Genomic DNA, 18663 nt, shown 5'->3' with positions numbered 1-18663 from the left:
CATTTCTAAATCCGAAAACTTCCACCACCTACAAACTCACGTAGTAAAGAATTTTTCGGAACATGCTCACTTCCAATTGTTAAGAAGTAATCCAAAAACTTAAGAAGCCTTTTTGCCTCCAAATACTCCTTACAATCCTTGTCAATTGCAAACAACTGAGCCTCCACATAGGGTTTGAGAACTGCCAGCTCATATATAAGGGCTGAATTAAACATAATATCTGCATCTTCCTGATAAGGAAAAATATTTGCTTCTTCTCCTTTTCTTACAGATTCCCACATATCAATTGTTTTTCTTGCATCTGCACCTCTCGTCCTTGCATCTCTGACAATTCTTCTAAGCAAGCGTCCATCTGTTGTCGGAATTCGATTATGTTCATCAATGTTTAACTGGGTTAATGCACTAATATAAATGCGAAACTTATTTTTATCATCTAAATCCTTTGTCAGTAAAGGATTTAAGCAATGTATTCCTTCAATTACCAAAATATCATGAGGTCCAAGTCTTTCTGCCGGACCTGAAAAATCCTTTCGTCCAACAATAAAATCAAATCGGGGAATTACAACCTCCTCTCCTCTCAGGAGAGCATTCATATGTTGGTTAAACAGTTCAACATCCACGGCATGGATGCTTTCAAAATCATATTTCCCATTTTCATCCACAGGATTTTGATCCCGCTCTACAAAGTAATTGTCTACTGCAATTGGATGGGGTTTCATTCCGTTTGCTTTCAATTGAACACTGAGTCGATGGGAAAATGTTGTTTTTCCCGAGGAAGACGGACCAGCAATCAAAACAAACTTCACATCTGGTTTACTTGAAATCATCGTTGCGATTTCTGCAATCTTCTTTTCTTGTAACGCTTCCTGAACCAAAACGAGTTCACTAATATTGTGATGGGCAATTTGTCCATTCAGTGCGCCGACTGTTTCAATTCCAAGCATATCTCCCCATTGTGTGGATTCTTTTTGGACTTGAAATAATTTACTCTGAGGTTCAAAAGCTGGTACCTCTTTGGTATTGGCGACAGAAGGCATTTGAAGAACAAATCCTTCATCATAAGCATAAAGTTTAAAGTACTTTAAATATCCTGCGCTGGGCACCATATATCCATAATAGTAGTCTTCAAATTCATTCATACTATAAATATTTACTCTGGATACTCGCCGATAGCGAAACAGCTCCTCTTTATCATACATTCCATGCTGATGGAAAATTTTAATTGCATCATCTGTATGCACTGATTTTTTTGCAATTGGAATATCCAAATTCACTAATTCCTGCATTCTACCTTCTATTTTAGCAAGTAATTCCTCTGTAATCCTTTGGCCCCCTTCTATTGTGCAATAATATCCCTTGCTTACGGCATAATGGATTCGAACCTTCATAGCAGGATTGTTCATCACATCATAAACTGCTTTCACCATCATAAGACACATGCTTCGCTTATACGTCTTATGGCCTGCATCATTCTTTGTTGTCTCAAATTCCACTTCGCAGTCTTCCGTGATTTCCTTTTGCAGCTCAATTAAACGTCCATTCGAAAAAGCTAATACAATATCATCTTCAAAACGACTCTGATGCTCTCGTGCCAAATCTTCAAAAGTTGTCCCTCTTGGATATTCTTTTATTTCCTCTCCTATTTTGACATGAAAAATTTGTTGTCCCATAATTATGCTCCCCTTTCTAAACAAATTCAAAGGGTTGACGAAAAGATTCTACCCTTGTCTCAATCTCCTTAAAACTTTGTTGGATATATTGCTCCATATCCTTTATAAATATATGCTCCAAACCGTAATGGCCTGCATCAATAACAATCAGTCCAGAATCAACAGCGTCTATTCCTGTATGATGATCAATATCTCCTGTCACTAATACGTCTGCTTTCTTTTGTAATGCCGGTTCTATCATATGCGTTCCAGAACCGGGAGAAATAGCCACACGTTTTATGATTTTATTCAAGCTGCCAAATACGCGTACTTCCTTCAAGGTAAAGTTTTTCTTGATTTTATCTGCACATTCTCTCACCGTTATTTCTTTCTCTAAATCAGCAATGGTGCCTATTCCCTTCTTCTCCTCAAGACACGTCACTTCTAAGGGCTCTAAACTCTTAATTCCGAATATTTCTCCCGCCAAGTCTCCCATTTTTAAAACATCATAATTCGTGTGCATCCCGTAGCAGCAGATATGATTCTCGATCAGCTTAAGAATTTTTCTTCCACTTAGACTCTCATTCGTTATCTGCTTCATAGACTGAAAAATCAATGGATGATGAGTAAGTAAAAGATCAGCACCAAATTCTATAGCATGATCAATCACCTCCTCTGTAGCATCCAGAGCAATATAGATTTTCTCAATCTTCTTATCAAAACTTCCAACTAAAAGTCCAACATTATCCCATTCGAGTGCATAGCTCTTATTGTAATGCTTTTCTATTTCTCTAATCAACTCTCTACATTTCATAAGCTTTTTCTGCCTCCCGTATTAGTAAGATTTCTTTTTTTACTTCTTCTATACGATTTTGAATCTTGTCTCCTTTTTGTTCTCCTAAAGAAGCTAAAATATTTTCTTTGATTTGAGATTCCCTTTTTAAATAGTTTAACAGTATTGGATTTTTGCTTTCTAAAAGTCTTCTTCCAAAGTGTTCTTCCACTTCACTATAAGGCTTTTCTTCACCCTTCATCACATGCATTATGAAATAGAACTTTCCATCCTCAAAAACCATCTCTTCCTTTTGAATCTTAAAGCCTTCGTGGTGGAGATATCTGCGAAATAGCGGCCACTTGGATTGTGGCTGAAGGATAAGAGTAGTCGCTTCTTTTACGACCTCCTTTTTCCTGTCTAAAATAGCCATCATCAAATCGCCACCCATGCCTGCTATAATGATGGTGTCCGTTTCACCTGGTTCTAATTGTTCTAAACCGTCTGACAAGCGTGTTTCAATCTTATTCTCCAAATTATATTTTATAATATTTTCCTTTGCCCTTAATAAAGGGCCACCATTAATATCCATTGCGATTGCTTTGGATGCAATATTATTTTTCACTAAATAGATTGGTACGTATCCATGATCCGTTCCTATATCTGCAACAGAGGCGCCCTCTGTCACAAGACTTGCAATCATGGCCAGTCTTTTTGATAGTTCCATAGGCGCCTCTTTCCTAATCTAAATAATCCCTTAATTTACGGCTGCGGCTTGGATGGCGCAGCTTCCGAAGGGCTTTTGCTTCAATTTGTCTGATACGTTCTCTTGTTACATCAAACTCTTTTCCCACTTCTTCCAAAGTTCTTGCTCTTCCATCATTCATACCAAATCGAAGACGTAGTACTTTTTGTTCTCTTTCTGTTAAGGTATCTAAAACCTCGTCTAACTGCTCTTTTAACAAAGTCTGAGCAGCTGCCTCTGCCGGAACCGGAACATTATCATCTTGAATAAAATCTCCCAAGTGGCTATCTTCCTCTTCACCAATTGGTGTTTCCAAAGATACCGGTTCTTGCGATATTTTGAGGATTTCTCGAACACGTTCTACTGGCATGTCTAAATTAGCGGCAATTTCTTCCGGCGTTGGTTCTCTCCCCAGCTCCTGAAGCAATTGTCTGGAAACACGAATTAGTTTATTAATTGTTTCAACCATATGAACCGGAATACGAATTGTTCTTGCCTGATCCGCAATAGCTCTTGTGATTGCCTGACGAATCCACCATGTAGCATAGGTGGAAAATTTAAATCCTTTGTGGTAATCAAATTTTTCAACTGCCTTAATAAGGCCTAAATTCCCTTCTTGAATTAAGTCCAGGAAAAGCATACCTCTTCCTACGTAGCGTTTTGCAATACTTACAACCAAACGTAAATTGGCTTCTGCCAGACGCTTTTTAGCCTCTTCATCTCCATCTGCCATACGCTTTGCAAGTTCTACTTCTTCCTCTGCAGTTAAAAGAGGGACTTTTCCAATTTCTTTAAGATACATACGAACCGGATCCTCGATGCTGATACCATCTGGCACAGACAAATCGATTTTTTCAACGTCTACCTCCTCTTCATCTGTTAATTCAATTGCATCATCATCAATATCTTCTTCATCTGCTGTAATGCGAAGAACATCAATCCCACTGAGTTCCAGACGTTCATATACCTTTTCCATATGCTCCGTTTCAAGCTCTATTCCGACGAAAAACTCATTAATCTCCTGAATTTCAAGAATGCTGTTTTTCTTCTTTCCTAAAACCACCAATTCCTTTAGACGTTCCTCAAACTTTACTACGTTTTCTTCCATTAAGCACTTCTCCTTTTCTTACTCTGCCTGAATCTGAATTTTGATTTTTTGTAATTCCTGCAGTTCCTTTTTATCTTTCATCAATCTTTGTAATCCCTCCATATCGGTGGGGTCTAACTCTTTTGTATTTTTTTCAATCGAAGCATTCTTAACCTTTATCAATGAATCCCTGATTGCTTTTTCCTGCTCTGTACTTGTGGATAGCTCCCTTATCTTTGTATGAAAAAGACTGGCCACTTCTTTATGCTCCGCTTCATCCGTAAAAAAGTTCATAAGCTTTGCAGGATTTGGCTCTCCTGTTTCATACTGTTCGTAAAGCTTTCTCGCAACTTCCCGATAAAGAGGTGTTGTAAAGTTTTCTTCCTTCAAATATTCTTTTAAACTACGGAATACACCTTCATTTTCTGCAATCCAAGTCAGCAAAAGTTTCTGGGCTGTAATAATTCCTTCTTCCTTCTTTGCACCCTTGTCTAAATTTTTCGGCCGGTTCACCGGTTTTGCCTGTCCTAAAGAAATGGCGGTTTTCGCAACTAATTTCTTTAAATCTTCGTAGGCAACATGATAAGACCTCGCCACTGCTTCAATATAGTTATTTCGTTCAATATCTTCTTCAAACTTACTCAGCCTTGTGGCAACCTCTTTAAAAAACATTGTTTTTTCTTCTGGTGAATTCAAATCATAATCCCGCTCTAAAACTTCCAGACTAAACAGAAATCCATTTCTGGCTTCTTTTATTCGTTTCTCAAATTCTTCCCTACCTGCCTTTTTCAAAAGCTCGTCTGGATCCTTGTAGGGTTCCATCCGTATTATTTTAGCAGATATCCCTGCTTCTTTCAAAATTGGCAAAGCGCGAAGCGCAGCTTTTGTTCCTGCCTCATCACTGTCATAGGTAAGATATATTTCTTGTACGTATCTTCGTATCAACGATGCCTGCCCCGATGTAAAAGCAGTTCCTAATGAGGCAACAGCCATTGGAAATCCATTTTGATGAAGGGATATTACATCCAAATACCCTTCACACAAAAGAAAATAGGGAGCTCTGGCCTTTCTTGCAAAATTCAGTCCATAAAGATTACGGCTCTTATCAAAAATTGGAGTTTCCGGAGAGTTTAAGTACTTGGGCTCACCACTGCCCATTACCCGTCCACCGAAACCAATTACTCGATTATTCCCATCCATTATAGGAAACATAATTCGATTCCAGAACTTGCAATAAGCACCATTTTTTTCATCCCCACTAAAAAGTCCGGACTTCAACAAAATCTCATCAGAATACCCTTTACTCTTTAAATAGCGATACAGCTCTCTGCTGTCTTTTGGAGAATATCCCAATCCAAACTCCACAATGGTGTCATTTTGAATTTCTCGATTTTCCAGATACTCCAGCCCTCTGTTGTTTTTTCTAAGGGCGGTATAGAAAAATTGTGCTGCCAATTTATTAATTTCTTTCAGAACCAATCTCTCATCCGACTTTTTCTTTTCCTCTTTCGAGTTGTTTTCTTCCGGTAAATCAATTCCCGCTCTGTCTGCTAATACTTTTAATGCCTCGGGGAAAGAGTAATTCTCATACTCCATTATGAAGGTCAGCACATTTCCTCCCGCGCCACACCCAAAACAATAATACATTTGTTTTCCTTGACTAACAGAAAAAGAGGGGGTTTTTTCATTATGAAAGGGGCATAATCCAAAGTGAGTACTTCCCTTTTTTTGTAACTTGACGTAACTGGAAATCACATCCACAATATCATTTCTGGAGCGAACTTCCTCAATTATCTCTTCTGGATAAAACATTCTCATCCTCTTTTCAGTCTCTATAATCTCCAAGCTTTGGGAACAAAAAATTCTTCAAACATCTTAACAGCAAAATTATCTGTCATGCCTGCAATATAATCACAAATAACCACATCTTTTTCTTGTTCGTCCAGCATCTTCTTATATTTCTCTGGTAAAAGACAAGGATGATATGTATAATACTCGAAAAGTTTTTTTATCATTTCAACTGCCTTATCTTCTTCCGCTTTTGCAACTGGATTTAAATACACATGTTCAAACATAAACTTACGTAATCCCATAGTTGCTTTGTTCACTTCTTGTGACATCTGTATTTTATCTTTATCCATACTATGAATAATCACATCGTGTACCATCGTGTCCAAACGCTCTTTACTGGAGCATCCTAAAATCTCTGCATATTCTTGTGGTATATCTTCTTCTTTCAATATTCCGCCTCGCATTGCATCATCAATATCATGATTGATATAAGCGATTTTATCGGAAAGCCTCACAATTTGTCCTTCTAAGGTCTGAGGCATTTTACTGGACTTATGATTCACAATGCCATCCAAAACCTCCCAGGTAAGGTTTAATCCCTGACCGTGACGCTCGATTCTCTCCACCACGCGAATGCTCTGTTCGTTATGGGAGAATCCATTTTCACTCACCTCATTTAACGCCCTCTCTCCAGCATGTCCAAAGGGGGTATGTCCTAAATCATGTCCCAGAGCAATCGCTTCAACCAGGTCTTCATTTAGACGCAGTGCTTTTGCCAAAGTTCTGGCATTTTGAGATACCTCCAGTGTGTGGGTTAATCGGGTTCGATAGTGATCGCCTTTTGGTAATAGAAATACCTGAGTCTTCTGTTTCATACGTCGAAAAGCCTTGCAGTGCAAAATTCGATCCCTGTCTCTTTGAAAAACCGGTCTGATATCACACTCTGACTCTTCTCTTTTTCGTCCCTTTGAGTCCTTGCTCAAAGTTGCGTAGGGACTCAGATATTCAATTTCTCTTAACTCCAGCTGCTCTCTGATTGTCATTTAGACTCCTTGCTTAATCGCTTTTCAATTGCTTCTACCACGGTTTCCAATACTTTTATTCGAGCATAATATTTGCAATTTCCTTCCACAACAATCCATGGTGCATAGGTTGTTGAAGTACGAAGAAGCATCTCATCAACGGCTTCTTCATATTGATCCCATTTTTCCCGGTTTCTCCAATCCTCATCCGTTATCTTCCAACTCTTGTCCGGATTGTTCTGTCTTTCTTTGAAACGTCTCTCCTGCTCATCTTTATCTATATTGAGCCAGAATTTTAAGACAATACAGCCAAAATCGGCCCAATCACGTTCCATATCATTCATTTCTTTATAGGCTCTTTGCCATTCCGAAGGTTTTGCAAATCCTTCAATTCTCTCGACCATTACCCGACCATACCATGTACGATCAAATATCGTAATATGCCCTGCTTTCGGAACGTCATTCCAAAATCTCCACAAATAGTGATACTGTCTTTCGACTGCATTTGGTGCCGCTGTAGGATGCACCACATATCCTCTTGGATCCATTTTCTTTGTCAGGCGCTTAATTGCCCCTCCTTTACCTCCGGCATCCCAGCCCTCAAAACCAATCACAAGGGGAATCCTTCGATAATACAGCTCATTGTGAAGCCTTTCTATTTTATTTTGTAACTCTTTCAATTTCTTTTTATATGTGTCTCGATCTAACGTTAAACTTAAATCAGATTTAGCAAGAATTTTCTCTCCTATATATTCCCGATTGTTTCCTGGATACTCTGTAATGCTTTTTCCGATTTTTCTTACTTCAACTTCCTGTTCTAAAATAGTAATAACATTTTTATATATGTTAAGGGTTGCATTTTTTCTGTCATTTCCATCGATTCGAATCCAAGGAGCACAGTAGGTATCTGTTTCCTCAAGCATTTCTTCGTTCATTTTTTTGTACTTCTTGAATTTATGATTTCTTTCTAAATCCCCTGCACTAACCCGCCATGCAGTATCCTTGTTTTTTAAAAGTTTTTTAAAACGCTTGCTTTGTTCTTCCTTTGTAATCGAAAGAAAGATTTTAATCAAAATCATTCCGTCATCCGTTAACTGTTTTTCAAACTCCCGAATCGATTCAAAGCTTCTTGCTACCTCTGCCTTTTTCACCTTCTTGTTAAACCGGTCAATTAATACTTTGCGATACCAGCTGCTATCAAAAATGGAGATACGTCCTTTCTCAGGAAGCTTACTCCAAAATCGCCAAAGGAATGGGCGAAGTTTCTCTTCTCTCGTTTCCGTTTTTACAGGAAACACTTCGAATCCTCTGGGATCCAGCGCCTGAATCAACTCGCTGATCTGCACACCTTTCCCTGAAGCTCCATAGCCTTCAAAAGCAATCATCACCGGAACTTCCAAATCTTTGAGCTCTCTTTGAAGCATTGAAAGTTTCGGTATTAGTATTTCCATTTGACTACGATAATCTTTTGGCATAGGCAACCTCCTAGTTTTCGTTTCAACATACATAGTATAGTATACACTATCTTGGCTCATTTTCCCAATAAAATGGGAGAATTTCATGTACAAAATACAAAATTCCTAAAATAATTACTATCCATTCTCTTTTTAATACACTATAATATCTTCAAAGGAGTCCCATTATGAAAAAAAATGTATCAAAAAAAATTATACTGGGAGTGATTTCGTTCCTCGTCATAATCTCAGCGCTTCTCATTGTGTATACCACACAAAAGCCAAAAACACAGCAAGGAGCAAAAAATGTAACCCTGACTGTTATTTCGAAATCCGGAGCGAAAACCGACTATACGCTCAAAACGAATAGCCAGTACTTACAAGAAGTTATGGATGAAGCCAAAGATCTAACTTATGACGGCGTTGATGGTGAATATGGATTTGTCGTCGAAAAAGTCAATGGGGAAATCGCTAAATTTGAAGATAAAGGGGCTTATTGGGCCTTTTCAGTCAATGGTGAATATTGCAATTATGGAATATCCACACAGCCTGTAGAGGATGGAGATGAATTTGAGATTGCCTATACAACAGAGTAGTCATAAAACAAAAAAGGGATTAACCGTCAAGGAACTGGCAGTACTGTCACTAAGTGCTGCCCTTCTTGTTGTACTGCAGATTTCTTTGGGCTTTCTCCCTAATATAGAGGTTATTTCCTTACTTATCATCGTTTTTTCTCTTGTATATAAATGGAAAACCTTATATGTAATCTATGGCTTCGCTCTTTTAGAAGGTCTGTTCTATGGATTTGGCATTTGGTGGTTTATGTATCTGTATGTCTGGACGATTCTTTGCATAATTGTCATAGCCCTGAAAAAAAACAAAAGTGTTCTTGTTTGGTCTCTTGTCAGCGGCTTCTTTGGACTTTCTTTCGGCTTCTTATGCTCGATTCCTTATCTGTTTGCTGGTGGCATTGGCGGTATGCTTGCATGGTGGATTTCCGGGATTCCTTTTGACATCATACATGGTGTTGCTAACTTCTTTATTACCTTATATCTTTTCAAACCAATTTATCATCTTGTAGGAAAGCTATACTATCAATAGCGGAGTTTTACAGATTCAAAAAAGGTCACCACATTCCTTTATAATAAAGAAATATAGTAACCTAGAACTACTGCGGAAGATGGGACTTGAACCCACACGAGCGCATTGCTCACAAGATCCTTAGTCTTGCTCGTCTGCCAGTTCCGACACTTCCGCTTAACAACTTATTTGTTGTCCAAGAGATATAATACTATGAATACCAAGTAGATGTCAATAACAAAATCATTTTTTTAGTATCTCTTTCCGAATATAGCGAAAGGTTTCCTTTTCGCCTTCCTTTGCCAGCTTCCTTAGCAAATGATGTAATAGCTTTGACGTATCTGGATGAATCATATTTCCTAATTTTTTCACCCCTTGTTCATAATAAAACAGGGGATGGTCATCCCTGTAATTCTCTTTCTGATATGTCTTCGATGCTGCCACACGATCGACAAACATTTCCACCACATATCGAACCGGCATTCGAATCCCTTCGAATGCGCTTTCCTTATTTGTACTGTAATCAATCCAATACTCAAAGTGGTGCTTGTTTCTTCCTTTATGATGAAGCCACGCGCTTGAATAGCCAAGCGCTTCTCTCTCTGCATTGTTCGGACTTCTATATCCTTGATAATACTTCGCTCCAACGCGTAGCTCCGTATAGGTATATTTCGACATATCATGTAACAATCCTTGCTTATAAAGGCCTACTTTAAACAGCATTTTCATGACCATTAGCTTATGCGTATTAATTGTGTGTAAGTGTTTTAATATCTTCATTATTTTTCCACCAAAATCCATATTGTTCTTTCTTCAAGTTCTATCATTCGCTGATTTTTCAGTAGCAGTGGCTTTTCAAGGACACCATCCTTTGTTGATGCTGCCAAATACCATTCCTTTGCCTTCTCTCCTGCCGGGATTGCAAACTTGTGACTCAGCCAGTGCATATTATATGCAATATATATGTCATTATCCTCTTCTAATTTTCCGCAGTAAAACACCCCGAAGTGTCTGCTGGCAATATCTTTGGGAACTATCCACGCGCTTTCTCCATGATAAGATACATCTGGTACACCGCAGCTTATCTGATCCTGTCCTATTAACGCCTGACTGGAATGCAGAATTGGATGAGACTTCCGAAATGCAATCAACTCTTTTACAAACTGATAGGTTTCCTTGTTTTTTTCGAAAACACTCCAATCTACCCACCCAATAGGATTGTCCTGGCAGTACACATTGTTATTTCCTTTTTGAGAATTTCCAAACTCATCTCCCGCTAAAATCAAAGGCACCCCTTGAGATGTTAAAAGCAGGAAAAATGCATTTCTGATTTGTCTTTGCCGTAGCTCCCTCACAGCTTTTTTACGACTGGGTCCTTCCGCTCCACAGTTCCAGCTGTAGTTAAACACAGGACCATCTGAGTTTCCCTCTCCATTTCCTTCATTGTGTTTTCCATCGTAAGAAACCAAATCCAATAACGTGAATCCATTTTGATTCGTAATATAATTATAGGTTCCCTCCGCTCCTGAAAATCTCCGGCTTTGGTACATTGCATCCTGTACCATTCCTTCATCCCCTTTTAAAAATCGACGCATAACCGTCTGGTAGCTTAGATCATGGTACATAATTTTAACACTACTAATCACACCATCACTCAGCAGAGACTCTCTGGACAATATTTCCGGATTGATGATAAATCCATCTACATGATATTCCATAACATAATATCTCAGACAATCTATCATCAACTGATAAGATGTTTGATTTGTAAATGGCATTTCAAGGATTACTTCTATTCCTGCTTTATGACAAGCTTTTATCATATCTTTTAGTTCTGTTTTTCCTTCCTTATGAGCAGCAAAGGTTGGTTTTGGCGCAAAGAAATTCCCTTCTCCATATCCCCAATAATTCTGATAACTCTGATTTTCCACGAAGTCATACAAAGGCATACAATGAATTTGATTGATTCCAAGCTCTGTCAGATATGGGATTTTTTCCACCAGCCCAAGATATGTCCCTTTCCTTTTCACTCCTGAGGAAGAATGCTTTGTAAATCCTCTCAAATGAAGACTGTAGGCAATCACACTGTGGTAAGGCAGATTCAGTGGAACGTCTCCCTCCCAGTCATAGGGTTTTGAAAAAACCTTTCCTCTTAATCTACAATCTTCCTCTGAAACTTTTTCTCCGAATTTCTCCCGCCCTGTTACTTCTTCTACATATGGGTCAAGACAAACTTCTGTATCAATTAAATAATTGTATTCATACTCCCTATCCTCTACATGCTTTAACATAAGAGTCCACATATTGCCAATTGGATTAAACATAGGCAGCTTATGCACCGGGTCTTTTGCTTCTTTTTTGTAAAGAAGAAGACTTACCTGCTGTACCTTATTTTTCACTGCCAAAGAAAAATTAACTCCTTCATTTGTTTCCTTTACCCCAAAGGGAAGTACACTGCCTTCGCTTTTTTCCATTATTGCCACCCGTCTGCACCGTATGCATCTACATTATCTTTTGTAATCAAAAAAACTGTTTCTAAGGTTTCCTTCTCATACTCTTCTTTTTCAAGCATTTGCCTTGCTATTTTATAGGCACTCTTTCCCATATTTATGGGGGATTGTGCCACAGTAGCCACAATCCTTGTATCCTCTTTAATTAACTCCTTTTTACTGTCGGGGGAACCATCCACACCATAAATTTCAACCTTGGTATTCCCTGCCTCTTTTGCTCCTTCATTTACCGCTAATGCCATCTGATCATTTCCGCATATAATTGCATCTATATCTGGGTTAGCAACCAGAAGTTCTTTGGCATAAGACTTTAATGAATCGTAATCCAAACCACTGCTTCTTCCAACTACTTCAAAACCTTTTTCTGCCTTTGCAATGGTTTCCTCTAATCCTTTCATACGATCGGTAATGGCATTTTGTCCTTTCGTTTCTATGATGGCAATCTTTCCACCTTCCTGGAAACGTTTTATCATATCCTCTCCTATGAGTATCCCTGCCGTTACATTATCTGAGCCTATATAAGCATCTGTCAGCTCCGTTTCCTTAACTCTTGAATCCACATTAATAACTTTAACTCCTGCTTCCTTTAATGCCTCCAGCGAAGGAGTAATCTCTTCCCAATTAACTGGGGAAAGAAATAGCAGCTCTATTCCACCATCTATCATTTCAAGAATTTGTTCTTCCTGCTTCTGTGCGTCTCCACCTGGATCTTTCGCAACCACCAACAAGTCCTCACTTTTTTCTATTTCCTCAGATATGGATTGATAAATAACACTGTAAAACGGATTGTCAAGGTTTACAACTGATATTCCTATTTTCGTCTTTTCAACCGTCTCATCCTTTTCTTTCTCTTCTTTAGCCTCTTCTTCCTTTACTGGATTGTCCTCTGCTGTCCCTACATTTTTCTTACATCCTATTAAAGACAGACTCAGAACGACAATTAGCAACAAAAAAATACTTCTATATTGTTTTTTCATTTTCCATCCTCCTGTGCGTTCCTTAAAACACATAAACATTCTACACTATTTCCTGCTTTTTTGCTACCAGTTAAAGAAACTTGCATTTTCCTCCGCCATTTGTTATTGTTGAAAAAAGAGAAAAAAAGGAGATGCTTATGAATCAAGATAATGACATGCTTGTAACACTAACACTTGAAAATGATGAAGAGGTTACCTGTGCAGTTTTAACACTCTTTGAAGTAGAAGATAAAGAGTATATTGCCCTTCTTCCTTTGGATGAAGATGGCGATAACGAAGATGGTGAGGTTTTCTTATATCGCTTTATACAAGCTGGAGACGAAGAGCCTGAACTTCTAAACATTGAATCTGATGAGGAATATGAAATCGTAGCAGACGCCTTCGACGAATGGCTCGATACGTTAGAATTTGACGAAACAGAAGAATCATAAAGGTTTTAATAACTCTTTTACAAAGAGGGAAGGATTTAAATCCTTTCCTCTTTGTTCTTTTATATAGGTTATAATAAGTTTTTCTTTGGCTCTTGTCATTGCCACATAAAACAATCTTCTTTCTTCTTCTATCTCCGCCCTTGTCTCTGCTTTCCTGTGAGGTATACTGCCTTCGTTACTGCGTAAAATAAAAACCACAGAGTATTCCAATCCCTTTGATGCATGAATCGATGACAAAATAATACCCTTCGTCTCTTTCTTCTGTTTTTGCTTATAAGATTCATCAATGTGATCCAGCCATTCATATACTGTTGTATATGATTTGGAAAGCTCCTGAATTTCATCTAATCTCACCAGAAATTCTCCCGGCTCCAGGTTTCTCTCTTTACTATACTCAATCAAATACTTGTCATATCCCATTTTCTCTCGAATATAAGAAATTGCTAAATAAGGGGACTTCCCTGATAAATTTCGAATATCTCGTTCCATCTCCTCGACACGCTTATGCATCCAATCCTGATTTACGTAATAATTCTTCAAATCTCTAAAACTCACTTCCTCTTTCGTAAAACTATGTCTGGATAGATAGCGCAGAGGCTTATTCCCAATCTGAATAAATAATTTACGGCTTCTTTCTCCTGCCGCCAAACGCAAATAAGCAACAATGTCTTTTACCGTAAAATGATTATAGATGTTTGGAATGTGGTCGCTCATTTGAAAAGGAATCATCTGGCCTTCCAATTTTTCCTTCAGAACGCGAACCTCCATATGCGTTCGGTACAAAACAGCAATCTCCTCTGGTTGAACTCCTTCTTCCAGATATCTGCGAATCATTTCTATTAAGTACTCACTCTCCTCATGTACATCCTTCACCTCTTGTACATGTACCGTTTCCTTCGAGTCCTTTCTTCCCATAATATCCTTGGCTAAACGTTTTTTGTTATTTGAGATTACCTTCATGGAATTTCGGATTATGTGTTTGGTGGAGCGGTAGTTCACATTTAAATCGTATCGCTCTGCCTTTGGATAATCCTGTAAAAAATCCTCCATAATACCTGGCTTTGCTCCTCGAAATCCGTAAATAGCTTGATCATCATCTCCTACTACAAAGAGATTATTCTCTGGTAACGCAAGCAATTTTAAGACTTCATACTGAGCCTTATTAACATCTTGAAACTCATCCACCAGAATATACTTGAATTTTTTCTGCCAAAATAAAAGCTCTTCCGAATTATTTTGAAACAGCTTGTAACAGAGTAAAATCATATCTTCAAAATCTATTTTATTTTCCTTCTTTTTAAGCCTTTGGTAGTCCTTGTACACCTCTACAACCGGTATTCTGCCCCTTTTCTTCTCTTCCATATCAGCAAGGGTCACAAGGCCATTTTTAATCTTCCCAATATCCTGCAAAAGTCCGAAAACTAATTCATCAAAATCCTCTAAAGAATACCCTTTAAACTGACCCTTTTGTTCGATTATTCCTTTAATCAGTATAAACTTTTCTTTTTCCGTCAGTATACTCTTTTCATTGAAAGAATAATTTCTCTTTAAAATGCTGTAATACACACCGTGAAAAGTTCCAAAAGTAATTTCATTTGAATGTAGGTTATCCTGATTCATGTGGCAATAGCGATTTTTCATTTCTTTTGCCGCATCTTTTGTAAAAGTAATGACCAGAATTTCTTCTGGCCTTACTTTACAAGTTTGAATCAAATATTTAATTCGTGTTGCTATGGTATAGGTTTTTCCCGAACCAGGACCCGCAACTACAAGACAAGGCCCATTTTCATGGGCAACTGCCTTCTCCTGACTTCTATTTAAATTCATCCTTTTATCCTAACAGCTCGATTCCTTTTTTGATACGTGCAATCGTCTCTTCTTTGCCTATTATTTCCATGATTTCCGTTGCTCCCCCTGGCGTGTTTTGCTTTCCAGATACAGCCGTACGGACTGGCCACATTACATACCCGTTTTTATATCCTTTTTCATCCACATAGGTCTTTAAAACTTCATATAATGCATCATTGGAATAATCTTCCTGTACTTCCAGCCTTGGAAGAATATCAATCAATACTTCTTTTGCAGTTTCAGCATTGGTTTTCATTTTTTTATGGCTGTACATCGCAATGTCATACTCTGGAAGCTCTTGAAAGAAATCAACCTGCTCTTTGATTTCCGGGAATGTCTCAATGCGAGTCTTGATGAGTGAAGCAATTTTTTTCAAATCATAATCTTTTGTGATGGCCTCTTTTATGTACGGAAGTGCCATCTTATAAAAATCATCAAACTCCATTTTTTTCAAGTACTCACCATTCATCCATTTTAACTTAACCATATCAAACACTGCGGGAGATTTACTCATGTGCCGATAATCAAAAGCCTCTACCAACTCATCCAGGCTGAATATTTCCTGATTATCTGATGGTGACCATCCCAGTAAAGCCACGTAGTTTACAATTGCTTCTGTGACAAATCCAGCCTCAACTAAATCTTCATAGGAAGAATGACCTAATCTTTTACTTAATTTTTTATGGTTCTCATCTGTAATCAAAGGACAGTGTACATAGGTAGGTACTTCCCAGTCAAATGCCTGATACAATTGATTATACTTTGGAGCAGAAGACAAATACTCATTTCCTCTTACAACGTGTGTAATTCCCATTAAATGGTCATCAATAACATTCGCAAAATTGTAAGTAGGATATCCATCCGATTTCATTAAAATCATATCATCTAGCTCATTATTGGGAACTTCAATATCTCCATAAATTTCGTCATGAAAAACTGTCGTCCCCTCTGTTGGCATGTTAATACGTACCACATGAGGCTTTCCTTCTGCTAAATTCTTTTCAATTTCTTCCTTCGAGAGTTTGGAGCAGTGCTTGTCATACATAACAATCTCAACTCCCCCATCGGATACCTGTGTTTTTAAGGACTCTAATCTTTCTTTATCACAAAAACAATAATATGCATGTCCACTATCGATCAGTTGCTTTGCATACTTTTCATAGATACCTTCTTTATTTCTATCACTTTGTACGTAAGGACCAACTCCTCCATCTTTATCAGGACCTTCATCATGTTCCAGTTTGGTCTCTTCTAAAGTATGATAGATAATCTCTAATGCACCCTCTGTAAATCGCTCCTGATCTGTGTCCTCTATACGAAGAATAAAATCTCCTTTTTCATGTTTTGCAATTAAATATGCATAGAGTGCTGTACGCAGGTTCCCCACATGCATTCTTCCTGTTGGACTTGGTGCAAATCTTGTTCTCACTTTAGTCATTTTTAAACTCTCCTTTTCTTTTCCATTTACGAACCCAGTACTCTATACTAAAAAATTGTCTGGGAATTGATACAATAACAACGATTCCTATTACAATTGCAAACGCTATTTTCAAAGATTCCAAGCCTTTAAATGCCGCTTGGTTTAACTGATTAGTAACTAAATAATAAGCAGTATAATAAACTCCTGATCCTGGAATCAGGGGGAAAATTCCCGCAACCAAAAAAATTGTAATGGGACATTTTTTTCGAACGGTTAAAATTCGGGATATTAAAACCACTACCAATGCTCCAAAAAAAGAGGCAATTGCTATGGATACATAGGGTTCTGTGAAATAATAAGCAAGCCAGCCCATTAACCCTGTAAGCCCGCAGCTTATAAAGTATTTTGATGGAACACTGAATAAGACAGCAAATGCAATTGTACCCATAAAAGGACATACAACATTCAAGAAAATATCCCATATCATAATAGCAGCCCTCCTATCATACCATCAAAAATCCCCAGAACCACCCCGACTCCTATTGCAATATATACAAAGACCAGCAAGGCATCAATCATACGAACCGTTCCAGACAAGAAATCACCATCTGCAATATCACGTATTGAATTAATAAATGCAACTCCTGGAATCAACGGCATAATTCCCCCTATAATAATCGGATCCATTTTAGGCTGAGAGGCAAAAAGAGGAATATTGGTTGCTGCTAATGCCAAGGTGGTAATAATAATCCCCCCCATAATGTTTAATATAATCTTTGGGACATTATGCTTTTTTGCGAATAGAACCCATACGTATAAAATGCATCCGATAAAAAATGCGATAATACTTTCAACCAGCGCTCCATTACTCAGCAAATATCCAAAAAATCCACTTCCCAATCCTCCAGCCAAAACACGATATCGTGCCCTTACCGGCAAGGTGTTTTCGATTTGATCCAATCGCTTAAAGGCTTCATCAATATCTACTTTCCCTGCTGAAATTTCTCGGGATAACTCATTTACTTTTGCTACAATTTCCAGGTTAGCTCCCGATAGGGGAACATGCTTTACCCTGGTATATACATCATTTTCACCATTACGAGCGCTAATAAATATACCATGGCTAATCACAAAAGTATCAACCTTATCTACGAAGAAACGATTACACACCCTGGTAATTGTCTCTTCTACACGAAAAATTTCTCCTCCATACTGCAAAAGTAGTTCCCCTGCCTTTAAAGCCAAATCTACAACTCGCTTTACATTGACCTCTGATTCCAATCGCTTTTTTAGATAAATGATATCTCGCAGCCGCTCCCCGTTTTCAAACAAGGGCTGCTGATAATAATTAATAAAAAAGTTTGCTTTTATATGGGAATTTTCAAACCCAAGCTTATGGTAAAAATTCAAAGCTTCTTTTGTGTTTCCCGCTCCTACATATATTAAATCACAGGTACCACTATAGTACTCACATATATAGTTCACTAAATAACTTCCATACCCTTTGTTTCTGTCTTCTTCCAGTGTAACGATATTCTTTAATTCACATTTCCGATTATTCAATAAGACGACAACACAAGCAGCCCTTAAGACTTCATCGTCATAAAGAGCAAACAACTCTCCCTTTTCCAGGTACTGCCGTACCATGCCTTCTTCCTGGTCTGCAATTAGCAGCACATCCAAGAAATCTTCCTTATCCTTTAAAATTGGTTCAACTCTCATTTTTTTACTCCTGTAATAGAAGATTATAGCACGGGAACCACCAAAAAAAAAGAGGGTGCAGCAAAGTTTAAAATCATTTACTACACCCTTACATAGATTCACTATTGAATATATCCTGCTTTACGAAGTTCTTCCATCGCTTTCTCAGTTCTTTC

17 protein-coding genes and 1 tRNA gene are annotated in these 18663 nt (G+C 38.0%); 3 read left to right on the top strand and 15 right to left on the bottom strand.

Annotated elements, in window-relative coordinates:
- Window positions 1-5: 5 nt before the first annotated feature.
- The 7 genes from NHH15_RS03725 to pap are packed head-to-tail and all read right to left on the bottom strand — an operon-like array spanning window position 6 to window position 8541.
- Entirely contained in the window at window positions 6-1670 is a 1665-nt protein-coding gene (locus NHH15_RS03725) for a nucleoside kinase (protein ID WP_262065309.1), read from the bottom strand.
- A 16-nt stretch (window positions 1671-1686) separates the two neighbouring features.
- Entirely contained in the window at window positions 1687-2463 is a 777-nt protein-coding gene (locus tag NHH15_RS03720; RefSeq protein ID WP_262065308.1) for a Nif3-like dinuclear metal center hexameric protein, read from the bottom strand.
- Complete coding sequence (locus tag NHH15_RS03715; protein ID WP_262065307.1) at window positions 2453-3148, bottom strand: tRNA (adenine(22)-N(1))-methyltransferase; 696 nt, start codon at window positions 3146-3148, stop codon at window positions 2453-2455. Before NHH15_RS03715 ends, NHH15_RS03720 begins: the two co-directional genes overlap by 11 nt.
- A gap of 13 nt (window positions 3149-3161) precedes the next feature.
- Window positions 3162-4274, bottom strand: a complete 1113-nt coding sequence (gene rpoD, locus NHH15_RS03710) for an RNA polymerase sigma factor RpoD (protein WP_262065306.1) — start codon at window positions 4272-4274, stop codon at window positions 3162-3164.
- An 18-nt stretch (window positions 4275-4292) separates the two neighbouring features.
- Complete coding sequence (dnaG, locus tag NHH15_RS03705) at window positions 4293-6065, bottom strand: DNA primase (protein WP_262065305.1); 1773 nt, start codon at window positions 6063-6065, stop codon at window positions 4293-4295.
- A 20-nt stretch (window positions 6066-6085) separates the two neighbouring features.
- Window positions 6086-7087 carry a deoxyguanosinetriphosphate triphosphohydrolase gene (locus NHH15_RS03700; protein WP_262065304.1) on the bottom strand — a complete coding sequence of 334 codons (1002 nt, stop codon included), beginning with the start codon at window positions 7085-7087 and terminating at the stop codon, window positions 6086-6088.
- On the bottom strand, window positions 7084-8541 hold the full coding sequence (gene pap / locus NHH15_RS03695; protein ID WP_262065303.1) for a polyphosphate:AMP phosphotransferase: 1458 nt from the start codon (window positions 8539-8541) through the stop codon (window positions 7084-7086). The genes NHH15_RS03700 and pap overlap by 4 nt, the downstream gene beginning before the upstream one ends.
- A gap of 167 nt (window positions 8542-8708) precedes the next feature.
- Here pap and NHH15_RS03690 point away from each other — a divergent pair, with 167 nt between their 5' ends.
- Window positions 8709-9116 (top strand): DUF4430 domain-containing protein, encoded by a 408-nt coding sequence (locus tag NHH15_RS03690; protein ID WP_262065302.1) that lies wholly within the window; start codon window positions 8709-8711, stop codon window positions 9114-9116.
- Window positions 9085-9621, top strand: a complete 537-nt coding sequence (locus tag NHH15_RS03685) for a hypothetical protein (protein WP_262065301.1) — start codon at window positions 9085-9087, stop codon at window positions 9619-9621. The genes NHH15_RS03690 and NHH15_RS03685 overlap by 32 nt, the downstream gene beginning before the upstream one ends.
- A gap of 71 nt (window positions 9622-9692) precedes the next feature.
- Here NHH15_RS03685 and NHH15_RS03680 read toward each other — a convergent pair.
- The 4 genes from NHH15_RS03680 to NHH15_RS03665 form a co-directional block, all read right to left on the bottom strand.
- Window positions 9693-9777: transfer RNA gene (locus tag NHH15_RS03680), tRNA-Leu, on the bottom strand.
- A gap of 66 nt (window positions 9778-9843) precedes the next feature.
- Entirely contained in the window at window positions 9844-10380 is a 537-nt protein-coding gene (locus NHH15_RS03675; protein WP_262065300.1) for a DUF5662 family protein, read from the bottom strand.
- Window positions 10380-12074, bottom strand: coding sequence for an alpha-amylase family glycosyl hydrolase (locus NHH15_RS03670; RefSeq protein ID WP_262065299.1), 1695 nt, complete (start codon window positions 12072-12074; stop codon window positions 10380-10382). The genes NHH15_RS03675 and NHH15_RS03670 overlap by 1 nt, the downstream gene beginning before the upstream one ends.
- A complete protein-coding gene (locus NHH15_RS03665; RefSeq protein ID WP_262065298.1) occupies window positions 12074-13087 on the bottom strand; it encodes a substrate-binding domain-containing protein in 1014 nt (337 codons plus the stop codon). Before NHH15_RS03665 ends, NHH15_RS03670 begins: the two co-directional genes overlap by 1 nt.
- Before the next feature lie 137 nt (window positions 13088-13224).
- Between NHH15_RS03665 and NHH15_RS03660 the strand changes: the two genes are divergently transcribed.
- A complete protein-coding gene (locus tag NHH15_RS03660) occupies window positions 13225-13518 on the top strand; it encodes a DUF1292 domain-containing protein (protein ID WP_262065297.1) in 294 nt (97 codons plus the stop codon).
- Here the strand turns inward: NHH15_RS03660 and NHH15_RS03655 are convergent.
- Genes NHH15_RS03655 through NHH15_RS03640 form a run of 4 tightly spaced genes read right to left on the bottom strand, consistent with a single transcriptional unit; the run spans window position 13513 to window position 18508 of the window.
- Window positions 13513-15345 (bottom strand): ATP-dependent helicase, encoded by a 1833-nt coding sequence (locus NHH15_RS03655; protein WP_262065296.1) that lies wholly within the window; start codon window positions 15343-15345, stop codon window positions 13513-13515. The genes NHH15_RS03660 and NHH15_RS03655 overlap by 6 nt on opposite strands.
- 4 nt (window positions 15346-15349) lie before the next feature.
- Window positions 15350-16804 (bottom strand): glutamate--tRNA ligase, encoded by a 1455-nt coding sequence (gene gltX / locus NHH15_RS03650; protein WP_262065295.1) that lies wholly within the window; start codon window positions 16802-16804, stop codon window positions 15350-15352.
- Window positions 16797-17273, bottom strand: coding sequence for a threonine/serine exporter family protein (locus tag NHH15_RS03645; protein ID WP_262065294.1), 477 nt, complete (start codon window positions 17271-17273; stop codon window positions 16797-16799). Before NHH15_RS03645 ends, gltX begins: the two co-directional genes overlap by 8 nt.
- Entirely contained in the window at window positions 17270-18508 is a 1239-nt protein-coding gene (locus NHH15_RS03640) for a GNAT family N-acetyltransferase (protein WP_262065293.1), read from the bottom strand. Before NHH15_RS03640 ends, NHH15_RS03645 begins: the two co-directional genes overlap by 4 nt.
- Window positions 18509-18663: the final 155 nt, after the last annotated feature.

It is taken from the genome of Aequitasia blattaphilus, assembly GCF_024721305.1.
GTDB lineage: Bacteria > Bacillota > Clostridia > Lachnospirales > Lachnospiraceae > Aequitasia > Aequitasia blattaphila.
This window is presented reverse-complemented; position numbering and strand designations above follow the sequence as displayed.